Source organism: Neobacillus thermocopriae, from assembly GCF_010975035.1.
Taxonomy (GTDB): Bacteria; Bacillota; Bacilli; order Bacillales; family Cytobacillaceae; genus Neobacillus; species Neobacillus thermocopriae.
In genome coordinates, this window is record NZ_JAAIUV010000005.1 from 75,754 (window position 1) to 100,092 (window position 24,339).

The window sequence follows — 24,339 nt, forward strand, 5'->3', positions numbered from 1 at the left end:
TGCAAAAAATTAATCAATACAATTTTTAAGAACATTTAACTGGAAATTATTCTGGAAGGAATTCCTCTAGGAGAGGTGGGAGTCATTTCTATAACAAGGTGTCAGGAATCATGTGAAACTTTCACATGGTTCCTGACACCCTCTATCAAATATTACATATTATTTTAAGTTCTTTTTAATACTAGGTTTGGTTTTTTATGAAGGCTATGTCTACCTTCAATGAAGCGAACAGTTCCGGATTTGGCACGCATAACGACAGAGTGTGTAGTGGCATGAGAGCCTTTAAATTGGACTCCACGCAAGAGTTCGCCATCCGTTACTCCTGTTGCCGCAAAAATAGCGTCGTCACCTTTAACAAGGTCTTCCATACGTAAAACCTTATTCACATCGATTCCCATTTTCTTGCAACGTTCCAACTCTTCATCATTTTGTGGGAGTAATTTACCAATAATTTCACCACCGAGACATTTCAAAGCCACCGCTGAAAGTACTCCCTCAGGTGCGCCACCAGAACCAAATAAAATATCTACACCGGTATTATCGAAAGCTGTATTGATGGCACCTGCCACATCACCGTCATTAATTAACTTAATGCGGGCACCGGCTTCACGCAGCTGGTGAATAATATGTTCATGTCGTGGACGGTTCAATACCGTAGCCACAACGTCTTCAATATCTTTATTTTTCGCGCGAGCAACTGCCTTAAGGTTATCAAGTACAGATGCATTTATATCCACATGTCCCACTGCCTCAGGGCCAACCGCGATTTTTTCCATATACATATCTGGAGCATGAAGCAGACATCCATGGTCAGCTACCGCTACTACCGCCAATGCATTCCACCCACCAGAAGCTAAAATATTGGTGCCTTCAAGTGGATCGACGGCGACATCAACGCGAGGTCCATAGCCTGTCCCAAGCTTTTCTCCAATATATAGCATTGGAGCCTCGTCCATTTCCCCTTCACCGATAACCACGGTTCCTTTCATTGGCACCGTATCAAACACATCACGCATGGCAGAAGTTGCTGACCCATCAGCTTCATCCTTTTTCCCACGTCCCATCCAACGGGCTGATGCAAGCGCCGCTCCTTCTGTCACACGGACAAGCTCCATCGATAAACTTCTTTCCATCCTCTCATCTCCCTCATTCGCTTGACTATGTCTCACTAATAGTATAACAGATTCGAGGGAATAGTATAGCCTATTTATCCATTAGGTGTTTTTTAATTGTTCCATTTCTTCATTTGATAAAGCTTCACGCCAAACAGTTGCTCCTAGTCCACTTAATTTTTCAACAAGATTGCTGTATCCCCGATCAATATGCTCGAGACCAGTTACTTCCGTAATTCCTTCCGCCATAAGGCCAGCAATAACCAATGCCGCACCAGCTCTAAGATCACTTGCTTTAACCTTCGCTCCTTGCAGCTGAACAGGTCCATTAATAATAGCTGAACGTCCTTCCACTTTAATATTGGCATTCATTCTTCTTAGCTCATCAATATGCTTGAAACGAGCACCATAAATCGTATCTGTTACGACACTTGAACCTTCAGCTTTTGTTAAAAGCGAAGTAAAAGGCTGCTGTAAATCGGTTGGAAACCCCGGATAAACAAGCGTCTTAATATCGACAGCTTTTAATCGATCCGTACCTTTCACAAACACTCGATCATCACCAGTTTCCACGTAGACACCCATTTCACGCAACTTGGCAATCAACGATTCTAAATGCGTTGGAATAACATTATCAATGACTACACCTTCACCCATGGCAGCACCTAGAATCATGTACGTTCCAGCTTCAATCCGATCTGGTATGATCGTATGACGGCAACCATGAAGTTGGTCTACCCCATCAATGCGAATCACGTCAGTACCTGCTCCTTTAATTTTTGCACCCATATTCGTTAAAAGTGTGGCCACATCAATGATCTCTGGTTCCTTTGCCGCATTTTCAATAATCGTCCGCCCTTTAGCCCGTACAGCAGCCAGCATGATGTTGATGGTTGCACCAACACTTACCACGTCTAAATAAATGCGAGCACCACGGAGTTCATCCGCCCGAAGATAAATCGCTCCTTGCTCATTCGTCACCTGAGCACCTAGCGCTTCAAATCCTTTAATATGTTGATCGATCGGCCTAGGCCCTAAATGGCAGCCTCCTGGTAAACCGATGACTGCTTTTTTAAAACGTCCGAGCATGGCCCCCATTAAATAATAGGATGCGCGCAATTTTTTTACCTTTCCATTTGGAAGAGGCATCGAAATCATTGTCGTCGGATCGACGGTCATTTCATCCTCTGATATGGAAACTTTGCCTCCGATTTCCTCTAGAAGATCCTTCAAAATCTCCACATCGGAAATTTTAGGCAATCCTTCAATTGTGACTGGAGATTCAGCTAAAATCGTCGCCGGAATAAGTGCTACGGCACTGTTTTTAGCTCCACTGATTCGTACTGTCCCTTTTAACGGATATCCGCCCGCTATTTTTAGTTTTTCCATTTTCGACTCCCTTCTAAGCCTTATGTAAAAACGGAATGAATTCGGCAGCATCAGCGCAGCCCTTATTCCATCATTAACCAACTGACCCTGCGCTGATACCTTTTTTATAAAAAAAAGCAACTATGGCTTAAGGTAAATTTTTCCACTATTAATCATCAAATTCCGACAGTATGTCTTATCTTATAGTTTACACGAAAAAATTATTTTCATGTATCCATTTGAAAAAATTTACTCGAAAATGGAAATACTGATGCCAGATTAAGATTCTGTACGGGAATTCCAGTCTTTTAAGAAAGCGTCAATTCCTTTGTCTGTCAATGGATGATTACATAAGCTCATCAACACTTTGTATGGAACGGTCGCAATATGCGCTCCTCTTAAGGCAGCTTCCGTTACATGCATTGGATGGCGAATAGATGCCGCAATGATTTCGGTTTCAATTCCATGAATGGCAAAAATTTCAGAAATAGTAGAGATGATATCCAAACCGTTTTGACCAATATCATCTAATCTGCCTAGGAATGGAGAAACATAAGTTGCACCTGCACGTGCTGCAAGCAATGCTTGGTTTGCGTTGAAAATTAGAGTAACGTTTGTTTTGATACCTTCTTTTGATAAGGCATGTACAGCTTTTAAGCCTTCCGGAGTCATTGGAATTTTAACCGTAATATTCGGAGCAATAGCAGCTAGCTCTTTTCCCTCTTTAATCATACCTTCTGCATCAAGAGCAATTACTTCCGCACTTACAGATCCAGAAACTAGACTAGTGATCTCTCTTAATCGATCATGGAATGAAACACCTTTTTCCTTTGCCACCAGAGATGGATTGGTCGTCACACCTGCTAGTAAACCAAGTTCATGGGCTTCACGAATTTCATCCAGATTAGCTGTATCAATAAAAAATTTCATCCTCTTTCCCTCCGTTTATTCGACAAAATTTTCAGTCTCCTTATTAAATACGGAAACCGCCCCCATTTAAGGGCGGTTTCATTTTATCATACTGTTTAACAAATCCAAAAAATGTTTAACTTTCAATAAGCCAATATATGCCCTAGAAATTTTTCTTCTTCAAGTCTTATGCCTTGCCAGAAGAACCGAACTCACGCATTTTACCGATAACAGTTTCTTTGATGGCATCGCGTGCTGGTCCTAAATATTTGCGTGGATCATACAAGTTTGGATTTTCAGCTAACACTTTACGAACTACTTTTGCAGAAGCAATTTGGTTTTCTGTATTTACGTTAATTTTTGCAGTTCCTAAAGAAATAGCTTTTTGAATATCTTTTGTTGGGATACCTGTTCCGCCGTGTAATACAAGTGGAACACCTGTTAAGTTGTTGATTTCTTCCATTTCTTTAAAACCAAGGTTTGGCTCACCTTTGTAAGGGCCATGTACAGAACCTAGTGCTGGTGCAAGGCAGTCAATACCAGTTTGCTTAACAAGCTCCACACATTCTTGTGGGTCAGCATAAATGATACCGTCTGCTACTACATCATCTTCTTGTCCGCCAACCGTTCCTAATTCTGCCTCAACGGAAACACCTTTAGCGTGCGCATACTCGACAACCTTTTTCGTAGTTGCCACGTTTTCTTCAAATGGGTGGTGAGACGCGTCGATCATAACAGATGTAAAACCAGCGTCAATCGCTTCTTTACATTTTTCGAAGCTTGAGCCATGGTCAAGATGGATAGCTACTGGAACAGTAATGTTATAGTCTTCCATTAAGCCTTCTACCATTTTTACTACTGTTTTAAAACCGCCCATATAGCGGCCTGCGCCTTCGGATACACCAAGAATAACTGGAGATTTTTCCTCTTCTGCTGCTAGCAAAATAGCTTGAGTGAACTCCAAGTTATTTAAGTTAAATTGCCCAACAGCGTAGCCTTCTTTATTTGCTTTTTTTAGCATTTCTGTCATGGATACTAAAGGCATTTCTATTCCTCCTTAAATTCGGTCGATATCTTTTTACAGGAAAGTTCATATTCATGTTTTCCTTCCCATTTCCGGAATATGTATCCTGTTCAAAAGATAACAGACTTGTTAAATTCCAATATGTATCATATCAAAAGAAACCTCTAAATGCCATTATTCAGACAGAGTTTTATCAATTGAAATATTGAAAGCGTGACCATTTATTCAGATAAAAAAGCAAAGGAATGCTTTGCTTTTTTTGGTAATAGAATAGGGTTTTTAAATAAATTATTTTGCCTTCTGCGGGATATATTTACGGACGGCAGCTCGAATATCATCAATATCAAATGGCTTGGCAAAATGGGTAATCGCGCCAAGTTCTTTTGCCTCTTGTATCATATCAAGTTCACCATAGGCGGTCATGATAATGACACGGATATCTGGATCGATGACCTTTAACCGTTTTAAAATTTCAATTCCATCCATACCAGGAATTTTCATATCCAAGAGCACAAGGTCCGGGCTGTTCTTTTTCACAAGCTCAAGCGCCTGAACACCATTGGCTGCTTGAAACGTCTGATATCCTTCTTTTTGAAATACTTCATTTAATAAAATACGGATACCAAACTGGTCATCAACGATTAAGATTTTCTCTTTCATACTGCCACCTCTTTCTAATTTCATAGATTCGTTATGTACATATCTACTTATAATTCTACACAATTATGAAAAATCCTGTCATTTTCTTTCGTTATTTTGCGTTATCTTTAATCATTTTTGCATTTTTAAAAAAAGGACTATAATGAATGGTGGATAAGGAGGGTATTTATGCTAAAAATGTTCACTACCCAGTTAACGGGTTTATTTAAACGAATTGCCGAAAAAGAAGAATTTGCTTTTGAAGATGGGGCTCGTTTACTAGCACAGGCTCCTGTTGGTGACGGAGCGATTTATATTTATGGTACAAAGGAAATGAAAGCAATTGAACTAGAGGCATTGAAAGGGGAAGAACCGTTTCAGTGGGCAAAAGGATTAACCGCTTTGGCTATCGGGGAACTGGACCATGCTGATCGTGTGATCATTTTTTCAAGGACTTCAGGTGATGAAGAAGCTGTGAAGCTGGCGAAAGAGCTCAAAGAAAAGGGCATCCCGTTCGTTGCCGTGTCTTCCATTGTGGATTCGACGGTAGGCAGTCTGGCTGAATTGGCCGATATACACATCGATTTGCGGCTAACAAAAGGCTTGCTCCCAGATGAATACGGCAACCGGTTTGGCTATCCTTCTTCAATGGCCGCGTTGTTTGTCTATTTCGGCTTAAAGTTTACGATTGAGGAAATTTTGGCAGAATACGAGTAAGAAGACCCCTTGATAAGGGTCTCTTTTTTTTGGGGAAAAGATATTTTGTTTTGGCCATCATCTGAGATTTGAAAGACATTTTGGCCTCATCTTCCACCCCATCTGTCTTTCATACGGTTTATGATAGAGAGTTTGGTGCCATCCCCCACTCAATTTGTCCTTCATACAGGTTTTAAAAGACCAATTAGGTCTTATCCTCCACTCCGTTCGCCCTTCATCTAAGTACTCCCAGCTAGCCTTATCTTTTAAGAGGCACCTTTTTTCCATTCACCTCACACCTTGTTTACTAGCCATAGGAAACTTGAGCTAGACCATTCTCGAAGTTAAAAAAGACCAGTTCCCTCTCCCAGGAACTGGCCTTCTTAAGAAAAGTCTTATTTTTGAAGAGTAGCTTTAATAAAGTCACGGAATAATGGCTGTGGACGAGTTGGTCTTGAAACGAATTCAGGATGGAATTGGGAAGCAACAAACCATGGATGGTCTTTAAGCTCCACAATTTCCACTAAGCGGCCGTCTGGACTTGTTCCAGAGAACACAAAGCCTGCTTCTTCCATTTCTTGACGATATTGATTATTAAATTCATAGCGGTGACGATGGCGCTCATAAACGACTTTTTCTCCATAGGCTTCAAATGCTTTTGTTCCTTCCACTAAGCGGCAAGGATAAAGACCTAACCGCAATGTTCCACCTAAATCTTCAACATCCTTTTGTTCAGGAAGCAAGTCGATAATTGGATGCTCTGTATCTGGTACGAATTCTGCAGAATGAGCATCAGTAAGTCCCAACACATTGCGAGCAAATTCAATAGTTGCTAATTGCATGCCTAGACAAATACCTAGTAAAGGTTTCTTTGATTCACGCGCATAGCGGATTGCTTCAATTTTTCCTTCTACCCCGCGGTCACCAAAGCCTCCTGGAACAAGAACTCCATCTACATCACTAAGTAACTCTGAAACATTCTCACGAGTCACTTCCTCTGCATTAATCCACTTCACTTCAACATCGGTATCAAATGCATAGCCGGCATGCTTCATCGCTTCTACGACAGAAATATACGCATCCTGAAGTTCAACATATTTACCAACAAGGCCAATACGCGTTTTGCCAGAAAGGTTAAGAACGCGATCCACCAATGCTTTCCACTCAGTCATTTCCGCTTCTTGAGTCTCTAATTTCAAATGGTCACAAACAATTTGGTCCATTTTTTGCTCTTGTAAAGCAAGAGGCACAGAGTAAAGAGTATCCGCATCACGACACTCGATAACGGCTTTCGAATCAATATCACAGAACAATGCAATTTTTTCTTTCATATCCAGTGAAATTGGCATTTCTGTACGTACAACAATAATATTTGGCTGAATACCCAGGCTGCGCAATTCTTTTACACTATGTTGAGTCGGCTTCGTCTTCATTTCACCAGCCGCTTTAATATAAGGAACTAATGTACAGTGGATATACATCACATTGTCACGGCCGACATCACTTTTAATTTGGCGAATCGCCTCTAAGAATGGTAGTGATTCGATATCTCCTACCGTACCGCCAATCTCTGTGATGACGACATCTGCATTCGTTTCATTACCAGCACGAAATACGCGGTCTTTAATTTCATTTGTAATATGTGGAATGACCTGCACAGTAGCCCCAAGATAATCGCCACGGCGCTCTTTACGAAGTACAGAAGAATAAATTTTTCCTGTTGTCACGTTGCTGTACTTATTAAGATTTATGTCAATAAAGCGCTCATAGTGGCCTAAGTCTAGATCGGTTTCCGCACCATCATCAGTAACAAAAACCTCTCCATGTTGATACGGGCTCATCGTTCCAGGGTCCACGTTAATATAAGGGTCGAATTTTTGAATCGTCACATTTAAGCCGCGATTTTTTAATAAACGCCCTAAAGATGCAGCAGTAATCCCTTTTCCAAGGGATGAAACCACACCACCGGTTACAAAAATATACTTTGTCATGAAAAAATTCCTCCTCAATTACAGTTTGTACATTCTTCAGATAGTTAATGGAGTTTTTGAAAAAAATTCTTTTCTCTCTCATCAAAAAGGAAAAAACCCCATTACAAAACCGGAGTTTAAAAAAATAAAAAGCGCTCCGCTTACGCAATGTAAGGGAGCGCATATTGATTATAAGTAATCGTTCCTTTTTTAAGGAGCCCAAACAAGATGATACAAGGGGCTGAGATAAAAGTCAAGTCGTTTCTCAAAATGGATGAGAATTAGAGGTCTTCTTCATCCTCGATATCTAAATCTTCCTCATCATCAAGGTCTTCATCTAAGTCCGCTTCATCGTCCAGATCGAAATCATCGTCATCCTCTAACACTTCATCATCATCATACTCGTCCACATCATCAAGATCATCGTAGTCTTCTTCATCCTCATCAAGAAGTTCATCTTCGAAGTCATCAAGATCATCATAATCTTCTTCATCCAGATCCTCGTAATCTTCGATGTCAAGATCATCTTCATCAACAAGTTTCTTCGCTTTTTTCTTCTTCGGCTTCACAGCTGAAACAACTTCCTCCTCCTGTGTATCTACAGGATACCAAACACGAAGTCCCCAGCGATTTTCACCCAAGGAGAGGAAGCGGCCATCAATATTTAAGTCTGTATAAAATTGGGCCAGCCGTTTACGCATTTCTTCTTCAGAAATCCTGGCAAGTGCAGAAATTTCAGCAACCAAATCATGAAAAGACATCGGCTGCTTATTATTTTTCAAAAATTCATATGCTAGTTCGATAAGGGATAACTCTTGTAATTCCTCTTTTGAGTATTGGGCTAAACTCAATTTAGGCACTTCCTTTCTCTATTTGAACACTTGAAAGTGTGTCGAACGTATAAAAAAACATATTCTTCATTATAAACAAATTTTTTCGGTTTATGCTAGTTTTATCTGCTATTTTGCTTGATTTTTTGCTTCTTTAACTTCTCTTGTTCCTCTTCTTTAGCTTTCTTCATCTCCTTAATGGAGATGAACAAAAAGAAGACGGCAAGAAGCAGAAATGAAATGGCACCTAATTGGCGTTCATAGAGATAAAATAAAGGCCAGGCTGAAATAATTAATATTAAGATAATTTGTCTTACCTTCATACAATTTCACCTGCCCATAAAAACTGGAAATAGATTCACTATTTTGATTATATAGGAAATCTTCCTATTTTAATATCATATAAAAATTTATTACTAACATGTATGTTCAATTCTCTACACAACTCGAAGAAACCGAAGGCGATTCCATATAGATTGATTGAAAGCCACTTGGACACATGAGCTTAACCATTCTCAGAATGGTAAATACACATTTTTACTATTCAAAAAAAGACAATGGCCCGCGGGCCATTGTAGCAAAAATATTTACCTTTTTGTAGATGAAAGACCAAGTAAAATCGATGGTTCTTTGTTACATATTGCGGCGATATTGTCCTCCTACTTCATAAAGAGCCTTCGTAATTTGACCAAGACTTGCTACTTTAACCGTTTCCATCAGTTCGGCAAAAATGTTGCCTCCACTAATTGCTACTTCTTTCAATCGCTTGAGCGCCGCTGCTGACTCACTAGCATGCGCTTCCTGGAAGGCACGCAAATTACGAATTTGTAATTCTTTCTCCTCGATAGTGGCTCTTGCAAGCTCCATATTGTCAATCTCTTCCTCGGAAGGAGGGTTCGGATTCAAGTAGGTATTAACTCCAATAATTGGAAGTTCTCCACTATGCTTTTTCATTTCATAATACATCGATTCATCCTGAATTTTCCCTCGCTGGTACTGGGTTTCCATCGCTCCGAGCACTCCGCCACGTTCATTTAAGCGGTCAAATTCTTGAAGCACTGCTTCCTCCACTAGGTCAGTCAGCTCTTCTACAATGAACGATCCTTGCAATGGATTTTCATTTTTCGTTAATCCATGCTCTTTCGTGATGATCATCTGAATGGCCATCGCGCGGCGCACAGACTCTTCCGTCGGCGTGGTAATGGCCTCATCATAAGCGTTCGTATGAAGTGAATTACAGTTATCATGTAGGGCCATCAACGCCTGTAGTGTCGTGCGGATATCGTTAAAGTCAATTTCCTGGGCGTGTAGCGAACGTCCTGAAGTCTGCACATGATACTTCAGTTTTTGACTGCGTTCGTTAGCGCCGTATTTCTCACGCATGACCGTTGCCCAAATACGGCGTGCCACGCGGCCAATCACCGTATACTCCGGATCCAATCCATTCGAGAAGAAGAACGACAAGTTCGGAGCAAAATCATCTATATGCATGCCCCGGCTTAAATAATACTCGACATAGGTGAAGCCATTCGCTAACGTAAAAGCAAGCTGTGAAATCGGGTTTGCCCCTGCTTCGGCAATATGATAACCGGAAATAGAAACAGAATAATAATTACGTACTTGGTTATCAATGAAATATTGCTGAATGTCGCCCATCATCCGAAGCGCAAATTCCGTTGAAAAAATACAAGTATTCTGTCCTTGGTCTTCTTTTAAAATATCGGCCTGTACCGTACCGCGAACCGTTTTCAGTGTATAGGCCTTAACCTCCGCATATTCTTCCACTGTTAAAATACGGCCAAGTTCTGCTTCTTTTTTCTTTACCTGCTGGTCAATGGCAGTATTCATAAACATAGCCAAAATAATTGGTGCCGGGCCATTGATTGTCATGGATACGGATGTGGATGGATGACATAGATCAAATCCATCATAGAGTTTTTTCATGTCATCTAACGTACAAACGCTAACACCACTTTCGCCGACCTTTCCAAAAATATCGGGACGATAATCTGGGTCTTCACCATACAACGTAACAGAGTCAAAGGCCGTACTTAAACGCTTGGCTTGATCGTCTTTTGAAAGATAATGGAAACGACGATTCGTTCTCTCCGGTGTACCTTCCCCAGCAAACTGACGTTTCGGATCTTCTCCCTCACGTTTGAAAGGGAATACCCCAGCAGTATATGGGAAAGAACCTGGTACATTTTCACGGTACACCCAACGAAGAATTTCCCCATAATCCTTGTACTTAGGTAAAGCAACTTTCGGGATATCCAGACCTGATAAACTTTTTGTTTTCAAGACGGTAACAATTTCTTTGTCGCGAATTCTGGTGACAAACTTTTCCCCGGAGTAAGCTTCTTTTGTTTTTTCCCATGTATCGAGAATTTTCTTCGACTCTGGGGTCAGCTTCGCTTCCGTTTCTTGTTTTATCGCTTCCAGCGCCGCCACCACTTCTGGCTGGTCTTTCACTGCCTCAATAGCTCCTTCGAGCTGGAATAATTTACGAGCTATATTTGCCTGTTCTTCAGCTTTTTTATGGTAATTACGAACCGTTTCTGAAATCTCTCTTAAATAATAACGTCGGTCTGTCGGGATAATGACATTTTGCTTTTCGACTTTCTCATTTTTACTATAAGTCGTTACCCAGTCCGTGCCTGTTTTTTCGTTTAATCTTTCAATTAAAGCCGCAAATAAAGCATTCGTACCTGGATCATTGAATTGGCTAGCGATTGTTCCGTACACAGGCATTTCAGAAAGATCTTTTTCAAAAAGCATATGGCTGCGCTGATATTGCTTCTGCACTTGACGCTTTGCATCTTCAGAGCCTTTACGCTCAAATTTGTTGATAACAATGAGGTCCGCAAAATCGATCATATCAATTTTTTCGAGCTGGGATGGTGCTCCAAACTCGCTCGTCATTACATACATGGACAGGTCACAAATTTCAGTAATGCCGGCATCCCCTTGACCAATACCACTCGTTTCAACAATGACCAAATCAAAACCAGCGGCTTTCGTGACTGCCACTGCATCCTTAATGGCAAGCGATAATTCACTTTTTGACGCACGTGTGGCGAGACTTCGCATATACACGTTTGGTGAAAAAATCGCATTCATGCGGATCCGGTCACCAAGAAGAGCGCCTCCCGTTTTTTGCTTTGTTGGGTCAACGGATAAAATAGCCACTTTTTTATTCGGAAATTCATTGATAAAACGACGAATAAGTTCATCGGTAAGCGAGCTTTTACCTGCGCCACCTGTACCAGTAATTCCGACTACCGGAATCGCCTTTTCGAGCGTTTTTACTTTTTCCAGTACTTGCTCAGCAGTCGCTGCTGCTTCGCTCTTTTTATCTACATGTAGTTCAGCGAGGGTGATCAGTTTGGCAATCGCGTTCACATCCCCCGTTGGCAGTTTTTCAATTTGCTCTGATATTTTTTCCGGGGTGATAGTGGAAAAATCACATTCTCGCATCATGTAATCAATCATGCCCTGTAGCCCCATTTTGCGGCCATCTTCCGGCGAGAAAATGCGGGCAATCCCGTATTCATGAAGCTCATTGATTTCCCTCGGAATAATTACCCCACCACCACCGCCATAAATACGGATATGTGGTGCGCCTTTTTCCTTTAATAGATCATACATGTATTTAAAGTATTCCACATGGCCACCTTGATATGAAGAGACAGCAATTCCTTGGACATCTTCTTGTATGGCCGCGTTAACCACTTCTTCAACCGAACGGTTATGACCAAGGTGGATCACTTCAGCTCCGCTTGCTTGCAGGATACGTCGCATAATGTTGATTGATGCATCATGGCCATCAAACAAACTAGATGCTGTCACAAAACGGATATGATGTTTTGGTTGATATTTTCCCGTTGTGTTCATCCTTCTCCCCCTATTGATTTGACATCTCGTATTTTTTGATCCCCTTAAATAAAAGCTCTGTCTGTAGCTCAATATATTCTTCTAAGGTAAAAAGCTTTCGAAGAGCCCAGCGCCGGAAGCCCCACATCTGCCCTTGAACAAAAATATCGTGAGCAATAATTTTGACCTGTTTTTCTGTTAAGTCAAGTTCACCATTTTCGATACATTTATTAAGAAGGTTTTCAAACATCCCCACCATTTCGATTTCCTTTTTCAACACATATGGTAGGGCATCTTTGGACAAGGATTTAACTTCCTGATACATGACAAGGACCTCCGACTGCATTTCATCCATTACATGGAAAAAGTTTGCAATCCCAAGCTTTAAACTTTCCAATGTGCCTTGTTTATGTTCAAGGTCCTCTTGAAGTCTCTCCTTTACGTGGTCATAAATGCTATCACACACAAGATAAAGAACGTCTTCTTTTGTGCGAATATATTCGTACAGTGTTCCAATGCTGAAACCAGCAGCTTTAGCGATTTCCCTTGTCGTTGTACGATGAAACCCCTTTTGTTTAAAAAGTTTTACAGCCCCTTTAATCATTTGATCGCGCCGGATTTGCACGAGTTTTTCATCTTTAACCGAAGACTGTACCTTCCGCTTTTCCATTCCCGTTCCGATCGCCTCACTTCGTCAACATGCGCGAAATAACGAGACGCTGAATTTCCTGCGTACCCTCATAAATTTGTGTAATTTTTGCATCGCGCATGAATCGTTCTACTGGATAATCTTTGGTATAGCCATAGCCCCCAAAAATTTGTACTGCCTCGGTTGTCACCTTCATGGCTGTGTCGCCAGCCAAAAGTTTAGACATAGCTGACTCTTTACCATAAGGAAAACCATTGGACTCCAACCATGCAGCTTGATAGGTTAATAGTCTAGAAGCTTCAACACTAGTAGCCATATCTGCAAGCTTAAAGCTAATTCCTTGGTTAGCGACAATGGGCTTACCAAATTGATGACGTTCCTTTGCATAGGCAATGGATGCATCAAGCGCACCTTGAGCGATTCCAACAGCTTGTGCCGCGATGCCATTACGGCCACCATCGAGCGTCATCATCGCAATTTTGAATCCTTCTCCCTCTTGGCCCAAGCGATTTTCAACTGGTACTATACAATCTTCAAAAATAATTTCAGTTGTAGGAGAGGAACGAATGCCTAGTTTCTTTTCTTTTTTCCCTACAGAGAAGCCCGGGAAGTCTTTTTCAATAATGAATGCCGTTGTTCCTTTATGTCTGCTCGCAGGATCCGTTAGTGCAAATACGACATAAATGTCCGCCTCTCCACCATTTGTAATAAAAATTTTGGAACCGTTTAGGATATAATGATCCCCTTCAAGACGTGCGGTTGTTCTCATCCCACCTGCATCAGAACCGCTGCCCGGTTCAGTTAAACCATAGGCGCCGATTTTTGACCCTTCTGCCAATGGACGCAAATATTTTTGCTTTTGTTCTTCACTACCAAATTTGTAAATTGGCCAACTAGCCAGCGAAGTATGAGCAGATAGGGTAACACCTACAGAGGCGTCCACACGAGACAGTTCTTCCACGGCGATACAATAAGCTAGATAATCGCTACCAATACCGCCGTACTCCTCCGGCCATGGAATTCCCGTTAAGCCAAGCTCCGCCATTTTAGAAAAAATTTCACGGTCAAAACGCTCCTCTTCATCACGCTCTGCTGCTGTCGGAGCCACTTCATTCTCTGCAAAATCACGAACCATTTTACGAATCATTTCATGTTCTTCAGAAAGTTTAAAATTCATGGATGGGTCCTCCCTCAAATTGATCTATTCCATTTCATTCAATGTCTACACTTGTTTTTTTAGAGGTGCTTACTAATCACCATTCGTTGAATTTCACTTGTCCCCTCATAAATTTCCGTTACCTTCGCATCGCGGAAGTAGCGTTCAACCGGGTAATCTTCGGTATAGCCGTATCCTCCAAATACTTGAATGGCTTCCGTTGTCACTTCTACAGCTGTCCTTGTCGCAAACAGCTTTGCCATCGATGCTTCGAGACCACACTTAACACCCCGGCTTCTTAAATCAGCAGCCCGATAGACTAATAGTTTTGCTGCCTCGACACTTGTGGCCATGTCAGCCAATTTAAATCCGATACCTTGTTGAGCTGCGATTGGTTTGCCAAATTGGTGGCGGTTCTTTGCATATTCGGTTGCGGCTGACAGTGCAGCCTCTGCAATTCCTAGTGCTTGAGCAGCTATTCCGATGCGGCCAACGTCAAGGTTAGCCATCGCAATTTTAAAGCCCTCTCCTTCTTGGCCGAGAAGGTTTTCTACTGGAACGCGCATATCTTCAAACGTGAGCTGAACCGTTCTGGACCCATGTAGACCCATTTTCTTTTCGTCCTTGCCAATAATGAGTCCCGGGGTATTTTTCTCAACAATAAACGCAGATACCCCTTTACTCCCCAAGTCCGGATTGGTTTTTGCGAAAACAATATAAATATCGGCCTCTCCGCCATTTGTAATAAACACTTTCGATCCGTTAATAATGTAATGATCGCCATTTCGAACGGCCCTTGATTTTAAGCTGGCAGCATCAGATCCAGCGCTCGGTTCAGTTAAACAAAAGGCACCTAAAAACTCACCGGATGCCAGCTTAGGCACATATTTTTGTTTTTGCTCCTCTGTTCCAAAATATAGAATTGGGTTTGTTCCAACCGATGTATGCACGGATAAAATAACTCCTAAGGTAGCACTTACCCTTGATAGCTCATTAATCGCAATGATATAGGAAGTGAAATCCATCTCGGCACCGCCGTATTTTTCTGGCACCGGAATCCCCATTAATCCGAGCTCACCCATTTTGCGAAGAATGGGTCGTGGAAACTCCCCTTTTTCCATTTTTTCAACAAATGGTGCAATTTCCGTTTGGGCAAAATCACGCACCATTTTACGCATCATTTCTTGTTCTTCAGTGAATGTCAAATTCATGCTGTCCACCCCTTTGGAAGAATTGAAAGCAACAGTGCTCATAGGTGCAACCCCTTTCAAAAAATAGAGCAAATTTTTGCATTGTACGGTTTTGGTTAGATATGTCTTTGGCTAGCTTTTCCCACTGATTTCCCCCTAAGTTCTGGCGTTTATAAGCACTTCATGTGGATATTCAATTCTATATTAATTGCAAACGTTTACTAAAAATTGCGAGCGTGCTTATTCATACACATAAAACCCGCGACCAGTTTTCCTTCCAAGCCAGCCCGCTTTTACATATTTGCGTAGTAGTGGGCATGGACGGTATTTGTCATCACCAAAACCTTCATGCAGGGTTTCCATAATGTATAGGCATGTATCCAACCCGATAAAGTCAGCCAATGTTAATGGTCCCATTGGATGATTCATACCGAGTTTCATGACCTCATCAATAGCTTCTTTTGTAGCCACCCCTTCATAAAGAGTGTAAATGGCTTCATTAATCATGGGCATGAGCACACGATTCGAAACAAATCCCGGAAAATCGTTTACTTCAACCGGTACTTTGCTTAATGACTTGGTCATATCTTCAATCACTTGATATACCTCATCAGATGTAGCCAGTCCGCGAATAATTTCCACTAGCTTCATGACTGGAACCGGATTCATAAAATGCATGCCGATTACCTTGTCCGGACGATTCGTCGCCGCTGCAATTTCTGTAATTGGGAGTGAAGAGGTATTACTTGCTAATATCGCATGAGCCGGAGCCATTTTATCGAGCTGTGCAAAAATATTGGATTTAACCTCCAGATTTTCAACAGCCGCTTCAATTACAAGGTCGACCTCAGCAGCATCCTGAAGATCAGTGGAAACCGTGATTCGATCTAAAACGGCTTGTTTTTGCTCTTCTGTCATCCTACCTTTTTCCACATTTCTGGAAAGATTTTTGTTAATCACTCCAAGGCCACGCTCCACAAACTCTGGCTTCAAATCATTTAACAAAACTATGTAACCTGCTTGAGCACAAACTTGGGCAATACCGGACCCCATTTGTCCTGCACCTACGACCATTACTTTTTCTACTTTCATGTTGTCTCCCTCCATTTCCAGCCGGACACTCATCCGGCTGTCCTTAAATAAATTCATGAATAAACATTTTTAAATAAAAGAATTAGTCAACCACAAGTAATGTACACCCTCATCTAATCACAAAAACTATCAATCTATGATTTTGGCACTTCAATCATGATGGCGTCTCCTTGACCTCCGCCACTACAAATGGCTGCCACACCGATGCCTCCACCTCGCCGTTTCAATTCATGCATTAACGTGATAATAATGCGCGCTCCGCTTGCACCAATTGGATGACCAAGGGCCACCGCACCACCATTAACATTGACCTTTTCCGGATCAAGTTCGGCAATTTGACTGCTCGCTAACGCCACTGCCGCAAAAGCCTCATTTATTTCAAATAAATCAATATCCGCAAGGCTCTTGCCAGTTTTTCGTAGAATTTCTTGAATAACAAGTCCAGGAGTTTTTGGAAAATCCTTCGCCTCCACCGCAATGGCCGCCTGACCGATGATAACCGCCTCCACCTTTCTACCTTCACGAAGAGCACGCTCCTCACTCATTAGAACGAGAGCTCCCGCACCATCATTGACCCCTGGTGCATTACCAGCTGTAATCGTTCCTTCTCCATTAAAAGCAGGGCCAAGTTTAGCCAGTTTTTCTAAAGAAGTATCCTTTCTTGGTGCTTCATCATGCTCCACAATCACGGGTTCACCTTTTCGTTGCGGAACTTCGACAGAGACAATTTCTTCTGCCAAGATACCTTTCTCCATTGCAGCAATCGCACGTTGGTGGCTTCTTAGAGCCCACTCATCCTGGGCCTCACGGCTGATTTCCATCTCATGGGCAGTCGAGTTTCCATAGGTTCCCATGTGCACTCCCGTAAAGCTACAACTTAAACCATCATGAATCATTAAATCTTGTACGGAAGCGTTGCCCATGCGGAGACCCCATCTTGCCTTTGGTAATAGATACGGCGCATTACTCATTGATTCCATTCCGCCTGCCACAATGACTTCCTCATCTCCAGCGCGAATGATTTGATCAGCCAAAGTAACACTGCGCAATCCTGAAGCGCATACTTTGTTGATGGTTTCCGTTTTCACTTCCCAAGGCAGGCCGGCATGGCGTGCAGCCTGGCGTGAAGGAATTTGTCCCTGGCCGCCCTGTAATACTGACCCAAAAATAACTTCCTGAACCTCTTCTGGTTTTACCTCTGCACGTTTTAGTGCTTCCTTGATGGCGATTCCACCAAGCTGTGCAGCCGTCAAACTACTTAAAGCACCGCCAAATTTTCCAAATGGTGTGCGAACACCACTTAAAATAACTGTTCTTCCCATAAAAACACTTCCTTTTCCTCAATTCATTTTCAATTATGCCTATTCCTAATTTTCAGTCATTAGTTTGTAAAAAAATTGACCGAACGCTCGCTCATCCATTCTTCCAAAAGGAACGCAGGCCCCATCTGCCTACGCAATCAATTTGCAAAGAAATGTAAGCGTTTTATCCCTTTGGTTCTATTGTACAAAAAAATTAGCAGAAGTTAAATGATTTTACACAAAATTCGTAAACTTTCATGAATTCTGCTAAAAATTAACCTCTGCTAATGAAGAAATGTTTCTAATAGAATACAGGTTCATTAAGATGCAGCTGTCGTTGGTTCTCCACAGACGGCTTTTTCTAGTAGCTCCGCGACATCGTAAGTAGCCACCTTGTCCTCAACTTCCTTCGCCTTCGTCCCATCAGAAAGCATGGTTAAGCAGTATGGACAACCAGAGCTAATAACGGATGGATTCACGGCAAGTGCCTGCTCTGTTCTAGCTACATTGATACGATGGCCAGTTTCTTCCTCCATCCACATAAGACCTCCACCGGCACCACAGCACATTCCTTTTTCGCGATTACGTTCCATTTCCACCAGTTTCACCCCTGGAATGGCTTTTAAGATTTCACGTGGTGGATCGTATACATCATTATATCGGCCTAAGTAGCACGAATCATGGAACGTGATGGTTTCGTTTACCGCATATTTTGGTTTCAAACGACCATCTCGAACTAGTTCGAACAGAACCTCTGTATGATGGTATACTTCGACTTCTAATCCAAAATCCGGGTATTCATTTTTGAAAATATTGTAGGCGTGCGGGTCAATCGTAACAATTTTTTTCGCCCCTGATTTTTCAATCTCCGCAATATTATTAGCGGCAAGTTCTTGGAACAAGAATTCATTTCCAAGGCGGCGAACCGTGTCTCCGGAGTTCTTTTCTTTATTTCCAAGAATGGCGAATTTCACGCCTGCTTCGTTTAATAATTTTGCAAAAGATAAGGCAATTTTCTGACTGCGGTTGTCATAAGAACCCATGGAACCAACCCAGAAAAGGTATTCGAACTCCTCACCCGCTTTATTCATTTCTTTAACAGTAGGAACATGAACATCTTCACGGGCTTCACGCCATGTTTCGCGCTCTTTTCTATTTAACCCCCACGGGTTGCCTTGACGTTCAATATTGGTGATTGCGCGCTGAGCATCTGCGTCCATTTTTCCTTCGGTTAAAACAAGGTAGCGGCGCAGGTCAATAATTTTTTCCACATGTTCGTTCATGACTGGGCATTGATCCTCACAGTTACGGCATGTTGTACAAGCCCATATTTCTTCTTCAGTAATAACATCACCAATTAGACTTGGACTATAAGCAAGTGTAGCAGCAGATTCATTAGCTCCCTGTCCCGCAGCTGCTAGAGCAAGCTGATTCCCTTTTGTATGGCTAAACGCGAACGTCGGCACCCATGGTTGCTTCGACGTCACGGCCGCACCGTGATTTGTTAAGTGGTCACGGAGCTTCAAGATAAGATCCATAGGCGACAGCATTTTACCCGTACCAGTAGCTGGACACATATTGGTACAGCGGCCGCATTCCACACAAGCATAAAAATCAATCATTTGCAGCTGAGTGAAGTCTTCAATTTTTCCAACTCCGAAGGTTTCCTGTGTCTCATCTTCAAAGTCAATTTTCTTTAATTTTCCTGGCTTCTCCAAACGATTAAAGTATACATTGGCCGGACCAGCAATTAAGTGAGCATGCTTGGACTGTGGCACGTATACTAAAAATGTTAACAAGAATAAAAGATGGATCCACCATGCTACGTAGAAAAGAACAATAGCGGCGGTTTCACTAATGCCGGAGAAAATTCCAGCAATCAAAGAGGCAACTGGTTCTGTCCAAGACCCTTCATGGCCATGCCAAATCATACTCATACCATTTCCAAAAAGAACAGAAAGCATCAATCCACCGATAAATAATAAGACAAGACCTGATTTAAAATTGCGTTTAAGGCGGACTAATTTTTCAATATAGCGGCGATAAAACGCCCAAATAACGGCTACTAAGATCATTAAGGTGACAATTTCTTGGAAGAAAGTAAATCCTGGATACAGCGGACCTAAAGGCAAATGTGATCCCGGTACTAACCCTTTCCAAATAAAATCGATAGCCCCGAATTGCACAAGTATAAAGCCATAAAAAAACATAACGTGAATGATACCACTTTTCTTATCTTTCAGAAGCTTCTTTTGCCCAAAAACATTGATCCAAATTTTTTGGAGCCGCTCTTTCACGTTGTTGTCAAACTCTACTTTTTTGCCAAGCTTAATATATTCAATTCGAGTTTTAACAACGTAGATAAACAGATAGATCGCGTAAGCGGTTACAGAAAGAAACGCAATAAGATTTACCCATAACAGACCGTTCATGTACTCCTCTCCTTTCTAAATGTCTCCCCAAATGTTCTCAAGTTGTAGAAAATAATTAATTTTCTGACTAACCTTATCTCTATTATATTATGAGTGAGCATTCAGTCAATGAGTTTTTTGTCGGAATTCTAAAACTTATAGAAACGAATGGATTTGGAAAAACTAACTCAACGGATTGGGGGAAGAATTCTGATGAATGTTGTACTCATTATATTTGGCATCATTCTTATATGGCTATTATTGGATTTCAACTTGGGACGAAGGAAGCATCTTTCTACTCTAAGGAAGATGGAAAGCCCCATCTTGCACGGCGAATTTAAAATTTTTTCAAGGGGCAAAGATTTATTTAGAGATTTTTTTACGGAGCTTCGGAGAGCAGAAAAACATATCCATGTGTTGTTTTATATTGTAAAAGAGGATTCATTCAGTCAAGAATTTCTTGAGATTTTAAAAGAAAAAGCTAAGGAGGGCGTAGAAGTTCGTTTGATACTCGACCGCCTTGGTAGCTGGAAGGTGAAAAAAAACACGATAAAATCGCTAAGAAAAGCAGGTGTACAATGTGCTTTTATTAACAAAGTCAAACTGCCATTTCTGTTCTATTCTTCCCAAGTACGAAATCACCGTAAAATAACGGTTATTGATGGAAGAATTGGCTATCTTGGCGGATTTAACATTGGCGCAGAATATATTGACCTAGATCCTAAGTTAAGTCCTTGGCGTGATTATCATCTTAAAATCACAGGTGAAGGTGTCCATTTTTTGCAGCAAGAGTTTTTAGTGGATTGGCAGCAATGTACTGGAATTCAAATGCTTCCTCCTATTACACCTTCACAGGAGGGAGAGAAAAACTCTCAAACCTTTAATGTTCCTGAAAGTATCCGAGTAGATCATCACGGATGGGGATTAGCTGAAGCAGCTGTTGAATTTTACGGAGGGGAAAAAGAAACCCATACATCGATAAAAGAGGCAACCAAGCATCCCTTGGTTCAAATGGAAGGCCACCTAGATTATTTTCCTGAACTACCGAAGGGGAAAATCCCACATCAAATTATGTCAACAGAAGCTTTTCAACTAGAGGAAATGTTTATCCGCCTCATTCAGGAGGCTGAAAAATCTATTATCATTGGGACTCCTTATTTTATACCAGGTAAAAGAATCATGAAGGAATTGCTGAAGGCAATCCAAAAAGGTGTACACTTAACCATCTTAGTCCCATTTGTTTCTGATCATATTCTTGTTCAAGAAGCTTCTTACCGCTATTTACGACCGCTACTTCAAGCTGGAGCTATCGTCTATCAATTTGAAAATGGTTTTTACCACGCTAAAGCCTTGGTGATTGACAATAAAATCTGTGACCTAGGTACCGCCAACTTTGACAAACGTAGCCTATATTTAAACAAAGAAATCAATTGCTATATCTATGATCCGGCATTTATTGATCAAGTTAAACAAGTCATCCAAAAAGACATTCAAGACTCGAAACGACTGACACTTGAAACACTTAATCAACCGAACCTTGCTAGAACGATCAAAGAAAAACTTGCAGGAGCCATTTCTTACTTTTTATAAAATGAAAAAAGTCTCCGGAAACAATTCTCGGAGACTTTTTTACTCTTCAATTAAATTTAAAACAGGCACATCCTGTTCATGTTCCGGGTTCTTTCTCGAATAAATCCGAGCCATTTTCGTCTTTTCGTCTACATGTTGAATAATAACCGGGGTACCTTGATAAGTCACGTTAATCATATCAGCAGATTCAAGAATTTCCTTCGCTCTTCCTACATTCATTTGTTCGGTCCACTCCTCATTGATTATTACCTTATTATTATTTACATTTTTTGGATTTGCATTCATTTATATTAAGCCTTTTATACACTCTAATGCCCAATAGAATGTGATGGAGGAATAGTACCGAGATCTATGAAAAATAAAAAAAGGCCCCGGTATCGGGACCTGTTCCATTACATCCGCTCAGGAGCTGAAACTCCAATCAAGGAAAGTGCGTTCCGTAATGTAATTTGTACGGCCTGCACTAAGCCAAGACGTGCCTTTGTCCGATCTGGAGCCTCGCTATCAAGTACTTTTTCAGCATTATAAAAACTGTGGAACGCAGAAGCCAATTCAAAAATATAATTTGTAATCCGGTGCGGTACCCGCTTCAATGCGGCTTCACCAACAACTGACGGGAATTCCCCTAACTTTTTCAATAAATCAATTTCTTTTTCCGAATGAATCATAGAGAAATCGGCACTAGAATTCACTGTAAATCCTTGCTCTTTGCCGGTACGCAAAATACTGCAAATCCTTGCATGGGCATATTGAGCATAGTAAACAGGGTTCTCATTCGACTGGGACACCGCCAAATCCAAGTCAAAATCCATATGGGTATCCGAACTACGCATCGCAAAGAAGTAACGTGTCGCATCGAGGCCGACCTCATCAACCAAATCCCGCATCGTTACTGCCTTTCCGGTCCGCTTACTCATCTTCATTTTCTCACCATTTTTATATAAATGGACAAGCTGAATGATTTCAACCTCAAGTGCCTCACGGTCATAACCAAGGGCTTCAATAGCCGCTTTCATCCGAGGGATATATCCATGGTGATCGGCACCCCAAATATTGATTAACTTTTCAAAACCGCGTTCAAGTTTGTCCTTATGGTAAGCAATGTCCGGTGTCAAATAGGTGTAAGAACCATCCTGCTTAATTAGGACGCGATCCTTGTCATCACCTAGCTCTGTTGAACGAAACCATGTTGCCCCGTCTTGCTCATAAACATATCCTCTCTCCCGCAGTGCGGCTAGTGCAGCGTCAATTTTTCCATTTTCGTAAAGGGAAGTTTCAGAATACCAAACATCAAAATGGACACGGAAATCCTCCAAATCCTTTTGTAGCTTTTCCATTTCATATTTCAACCCATACTTACGGAAAAATTCGAACCGCTCTTCTTCCGATACATTTACATATTTGTCACCAAATTCTTCAGCAAGCCGCTTTCCAATTTCAACAATATCTGCTCCATGGTAACCATCTGCCGGCATCTCTTTCTCCAAACCAAGAGCTTGAAAATAACGAGCCTCCACCGATAAAGCCAAATTATTAATCTGGTTCCCAGCATCATTGATATAGTATTCCCGAGATACATCATATCCTGCCTTAGCTAAAATATTGCAAAGTGAATCACCTACCGCAGCACCACGGGCATGCCCCAAATGAAGATCCCCAGTCGGGTTAGCAGACACAAATTCCACTTGAATTTTTTGACCGCCACCGACCGTTGTTTCACCATAGCGCTCTCCGGCTTCTAAGATGGTAGGGATCAGATCAGTCAAATAAGAGTTATTCATATAGAAATTGATGAACCCAGGCCCTGCTAACTCAATTTTTTCAATGGATGCCTTCGAACGGTCAAAGTTGGCGATTAGCTCCTCCGCAATGACTCTCGGTGCCTTTTTGGCCACACGCGCCAACTGCATAGCCATATTTGTTGAGTAGTCACCATGCGCTTTTTCCTTTGGTGTCTCCAGGATTACGTTTGGAATCTGCTCTTCGGTAGCAAGTCCCGCCTTTAGCACTGCTGCACGAATCTCATCTTTTATTTTACTTTGGACTTGTTCAACTATATTCATTTTGTGTGCTCCTCCTGAAAACTAATTTCTAACTGGTATGTACCCGCAGGTTCGCCCTGCATTTCAAAATCATAAACAATGTGGAGTTGGCCCTTGTTTTTTTCAAATGAAAAATCCAACTTTCTGGCCAAGGTTGTTGTTTGAAACACCCCAAACGGCATTTGGTAACGGCCATTAAGCTTCCGATTTAATTGAAAAGGGAGTCGCATTTTAATCGCTCCGCTTCGTAAAATCAAGACTTCTTCCTTTGTCCATTTTACAATTGTCTTTACTGTTCCTTCCTCCATCACTTCGTCATATTGGAGGAAGGAGGCATTTTCCTTTCGAAAGAAACGGCCAAATACAAGTAACTCAATGGTCTCCTCTCGATCAATTGTTGTTTTTACCTTAATTTTTACAGGAATCTCCATCTTGCACGTCCTTATTTCGATCTAAATTCCTTCTAATATTCTTTATCCTTGACATA

The 24,339-nt window shown here is 41.5% G+C and carries 20 protein-coding genes; 2 read left to right on the forward strand and 18 right to left on the reverse strand.

Annotated features, from left to right (window positions below):
* Positions 1 to 164 precede the first annotated feature (164 nt).
* The 5 genes from glpX to G4Z05_RS05070 all read right to left on the reverse strand — a co-directional run bounded on the left by glpX (position 165) and on the right by G4Z05_RS05070 (position 5,073).
* On the reverse strand, positions 165 to 1,133 hold the full coding sequence (gene glpX / locus G4Z05_RS05050; RefSeq protein ID WP_163250754.1) for a class II fructose-bisphosphatase: 969 nt from the start codon (positions 1,131 to 1,133) through the stop codon (positions 165 to 167).
* 81 nt (positions 1,134 to 1,214) lie between these two features.
* Positions 1,215 to 2,501 (reverse strand): UDP-N-acetylglucosamine 1-carboxyvinyltransferase, encoded by a 1,287-nt coding sequence (locus G4Z05_RS05055; protein ID WP_163250755.1) that lies wholly within the window; start codon positions 2,499 to 2,501, stop codon positions 1,215 to 1,217.
* 258 nt (positions 2,502 to 2,759) lie between these two features.
* Positions 2,760 to 3,410, reverse strand: coding sequence for a fructose-6-phosphate aldolase (fsa, locus tag G4Z05_RS05060; RefSeq protein ID WP_038537843.1), 651 nt, complete (start codon positions 3,408 to 3,410; stop codon positions 2,760 to 2,762).
* A gap of 166 nt (positions 3,411 to 3,576) precedes the next feature.
* On the reverse strand, positions 3,577 to 4,434 hold the full coding sequence (locus G4Z05_RS05065; RefSeq protein ID WP_038537846.1) for a class II fructose-bisphosphate aldolase: 858 nt from the start codon (positions 4,432 to 4,434) through the stop codon (positions 3,577 to 3,579).
* Between the two features lie 267 nt (positions 4,435 to 4,701).
* Positions 4,702 to 5,073 (reverse strand): response regulator, encoded by a 372-nt coding sequence (locus G4Z05_RS05070; RefSeq protein ID WP_163250756.1) that lies wholly within the window; start codon positions 5,071 to 5,073, stop codon positions 4,702 to 4,704.
* A 168-nt stretch (positions 5,074 to 5,241) separates the two neighbouring features.
* On the opposite strand from G4Z05_RS05070, the gene G4Z05_RS05075 reads away from it, so the two are divergent.
* Complete coding sequence (locus G4Z05_RS05075) at positions 5,242 to 5,769, forward strand: DUF2529 domain-containing protein (protein ID WP_163250757.1); 528 nt, start codon at positions 5,242 to 5,244, stop codon at positions 5,767 to 5,769.
* Between the two features lie 374 nt (positions 5,770 to 6,143).
* Here the strand turns inward: G4Z05_RS05075 and G4Z05_RS05080 are convergent, their stop codons facing one another.
* The 10 genes from G4Z05_RS05080 to G4Z05_RS05125 form a co-directional block, all read right to left on the reverse strand.
* Positions 6,144 to 7,739 (reverse strand): CTP synthase, encoded by a 1,596-nt coding sequence (locus G4Z05_RS05080; protein WP_163250758.1) that lies wholly within the window; start codon positions 7,737 to 7,739, stop codon positions 6,144 to 6,146.
* Between the two features lie 260 nt (positions 7,740 to 7,999).
* A complete protein-coding gene (rpoE, locus tag G4Z05_RS05085) occupies positions 8,000 to 8,569 on the reverse strand; it encodes a DNA-directed RNA polymerase subunit delta (RefSeq protein WP_163250759.1) in 570 nt (189 codons plus the stop codon).
* Positions 8,570 to 8,670: 101 nt separating this feature from the next.
* Entirely contained in the window at positions 8,671 to 8,871 is a 201-nt protein-coding gene (locus G4Z05_RS05090; protein WP_163250760.1) for a hypothetical protein, read from the reverse strand.
* 310 nt (positions 8,872 to 9,181) lie between these two features.
* Positions 9,182 to 12,442, reverse strand: a complete 3,261-nt coding sequence (gene icmF / locus G4Z05_RS05095; RefSeq protein WP_163250761.1) for a fused isobutyryl-CoA mutase/GTPase IcmF — start codon at positions 12,440 to 12,442, stop codon at positions 9,182 to 9,184.
* Between the two features lie 10 nt (positions 12,443 to 12,452).
* Positions 12,453 to 13,091 carry a TetR/AcrR family transcriptional regulator gene (locus G4Z05_RS05100; protein WP_163250762.1) on the reverse strand — a complete coding sequence of 213 codons (639 nt, stop codon included), beginning with the start codon at positions 13,089 to 13,091 and terminating at the stop codon, positions 12,453 to 12,455.
* 16 nt (positions 13,092 to 13,107) lie between these two features.
* Positions 13,108 to 14,247, reverse strand: coding sequence for an acyl-CoA dehydrogenase (locus G4Z05_RS05105; protein WP_163250763.1), 1,140 nt, complete (start codon positions 14,245 to 14,247; stop codon positions 13,108 to 13,110).
* Positions 14,248 to 14,306: 59 nt separating this feature from the next.
* Entirely contained in the window at positions 14,307 to 15,437 is a 1,131-nt protein-coding gene (locus tag G4Z05_RS05110; RefSeq protein ID WP_163250764.1) for an acyl-CoA dehydrogenase, read from the reverse strand.
* Between the two features lie 219 nt (positions 15,438 to 15,656).
* Positions 15,657 to 16,508 (reverse strand): 3-hydroxybutyryl-CoA dehydrogenase, encoded by an 852-nt coding sequence (locus G4Z05_RS05115; protein WP_163250765.1) that lies wholly within the window; start codon positions 16,506 to 16,508, stop codon positions 15,657 to 15,659.
* 134 nt (positions 16,509 to 16,642) lie between these two features.
* Positions 16,643 to 17,830 (reverse strand): acetyl-CoA C-acetyltransferase, encoded by a 1,188-nt coding sequence (locus G4Z05_RS05120; protein WP_163250766.1) that lies wholly within the window; start codon positions 17,828 to 17,830, stop codon positions 16,643 to 16,645.
* Between the two features lie 299 nt (positions 17,831 to 18,129).
* Positions 18,130 to 20,241 (reverse strand): (Fe-S)-binding protein, encoded by a 2,112-nt coding sequence (locus tag G4Z05_RS05125; protein ID WP_163250767.1) that lies wholly within the window; start codon positions 20,239 to 20,241, stop codon positions 18,130 to 18,132.
* Positions 20,242 to 20,433: 192 nt separating this feature from the next.
* On the opposite strand from G4Z05_RS05125, the gene G4Z05_RS16490 reads away from it, so the two are divergent.
* A complete protein-coding gene (locus G4Z05_RS16490) occupies positions 20,434 to 21,810 on the forward strand; it encodes a phospholipase D-like domain-containing protein (RefSeq protein ID WP_240465312.1) in 1,377 nt (458 codons plus the stop codon).
* 39 nt (positions 21,811 to 21,849) lie between these two features.
* Here the strand turns inward: G4Z05_RS16490 and G4Z05_RS05140 are convergent, their stop codons facing one another.
* The 3 genes from G4Z05_RS05140 to G4Z05_RS05150 all read right to left on the reverse strand — a co-directional run bounded on the left by G4Z05_RS05140 (position 21,850) and on the right by G4Z05_RS05150 (position 24,283).
* Positions 21,850 to 22,029 carry an H-type small acid-soluble spore protein gene (locus G4Z05_RS05140; protein ID WP_038537879.1) on the reverse strand — a complete coding sequence of 60 codons (180 nt, stop codon included), beginning with the start codon at positions 22,027 to 22,029 and terminating at the stop codon, positions 21,850 to 21,852.
* Between the two features lie 173 nt (positions 22,030 to 22,202).
* Positions 22,203 to 23,873, reverse strand: coding sequence for an arginine--tRNA ligase (argS, locus tag G4Z05_RS05145; protein ID WP_163250768.1), 1,671 nt, complete (start codon positions 23,871 to 23,873; stop codon positions 22,203 to 22,205).
* Entirely contained in the window at positions 23,870 to 24,283 is a 414-nt protein-coding gene (locus G4Z05_RS05150; RefSeq protein WP_163250769.1) for a YwiB family protein, read from the reverse strand. The genes argS and G4Z05_RS05150 overlap by 4 nt, the downstream gene beginning before the upstream one ends.
* Positions 24,284 to 24,339: the final 56 nt, after the last annotated feature.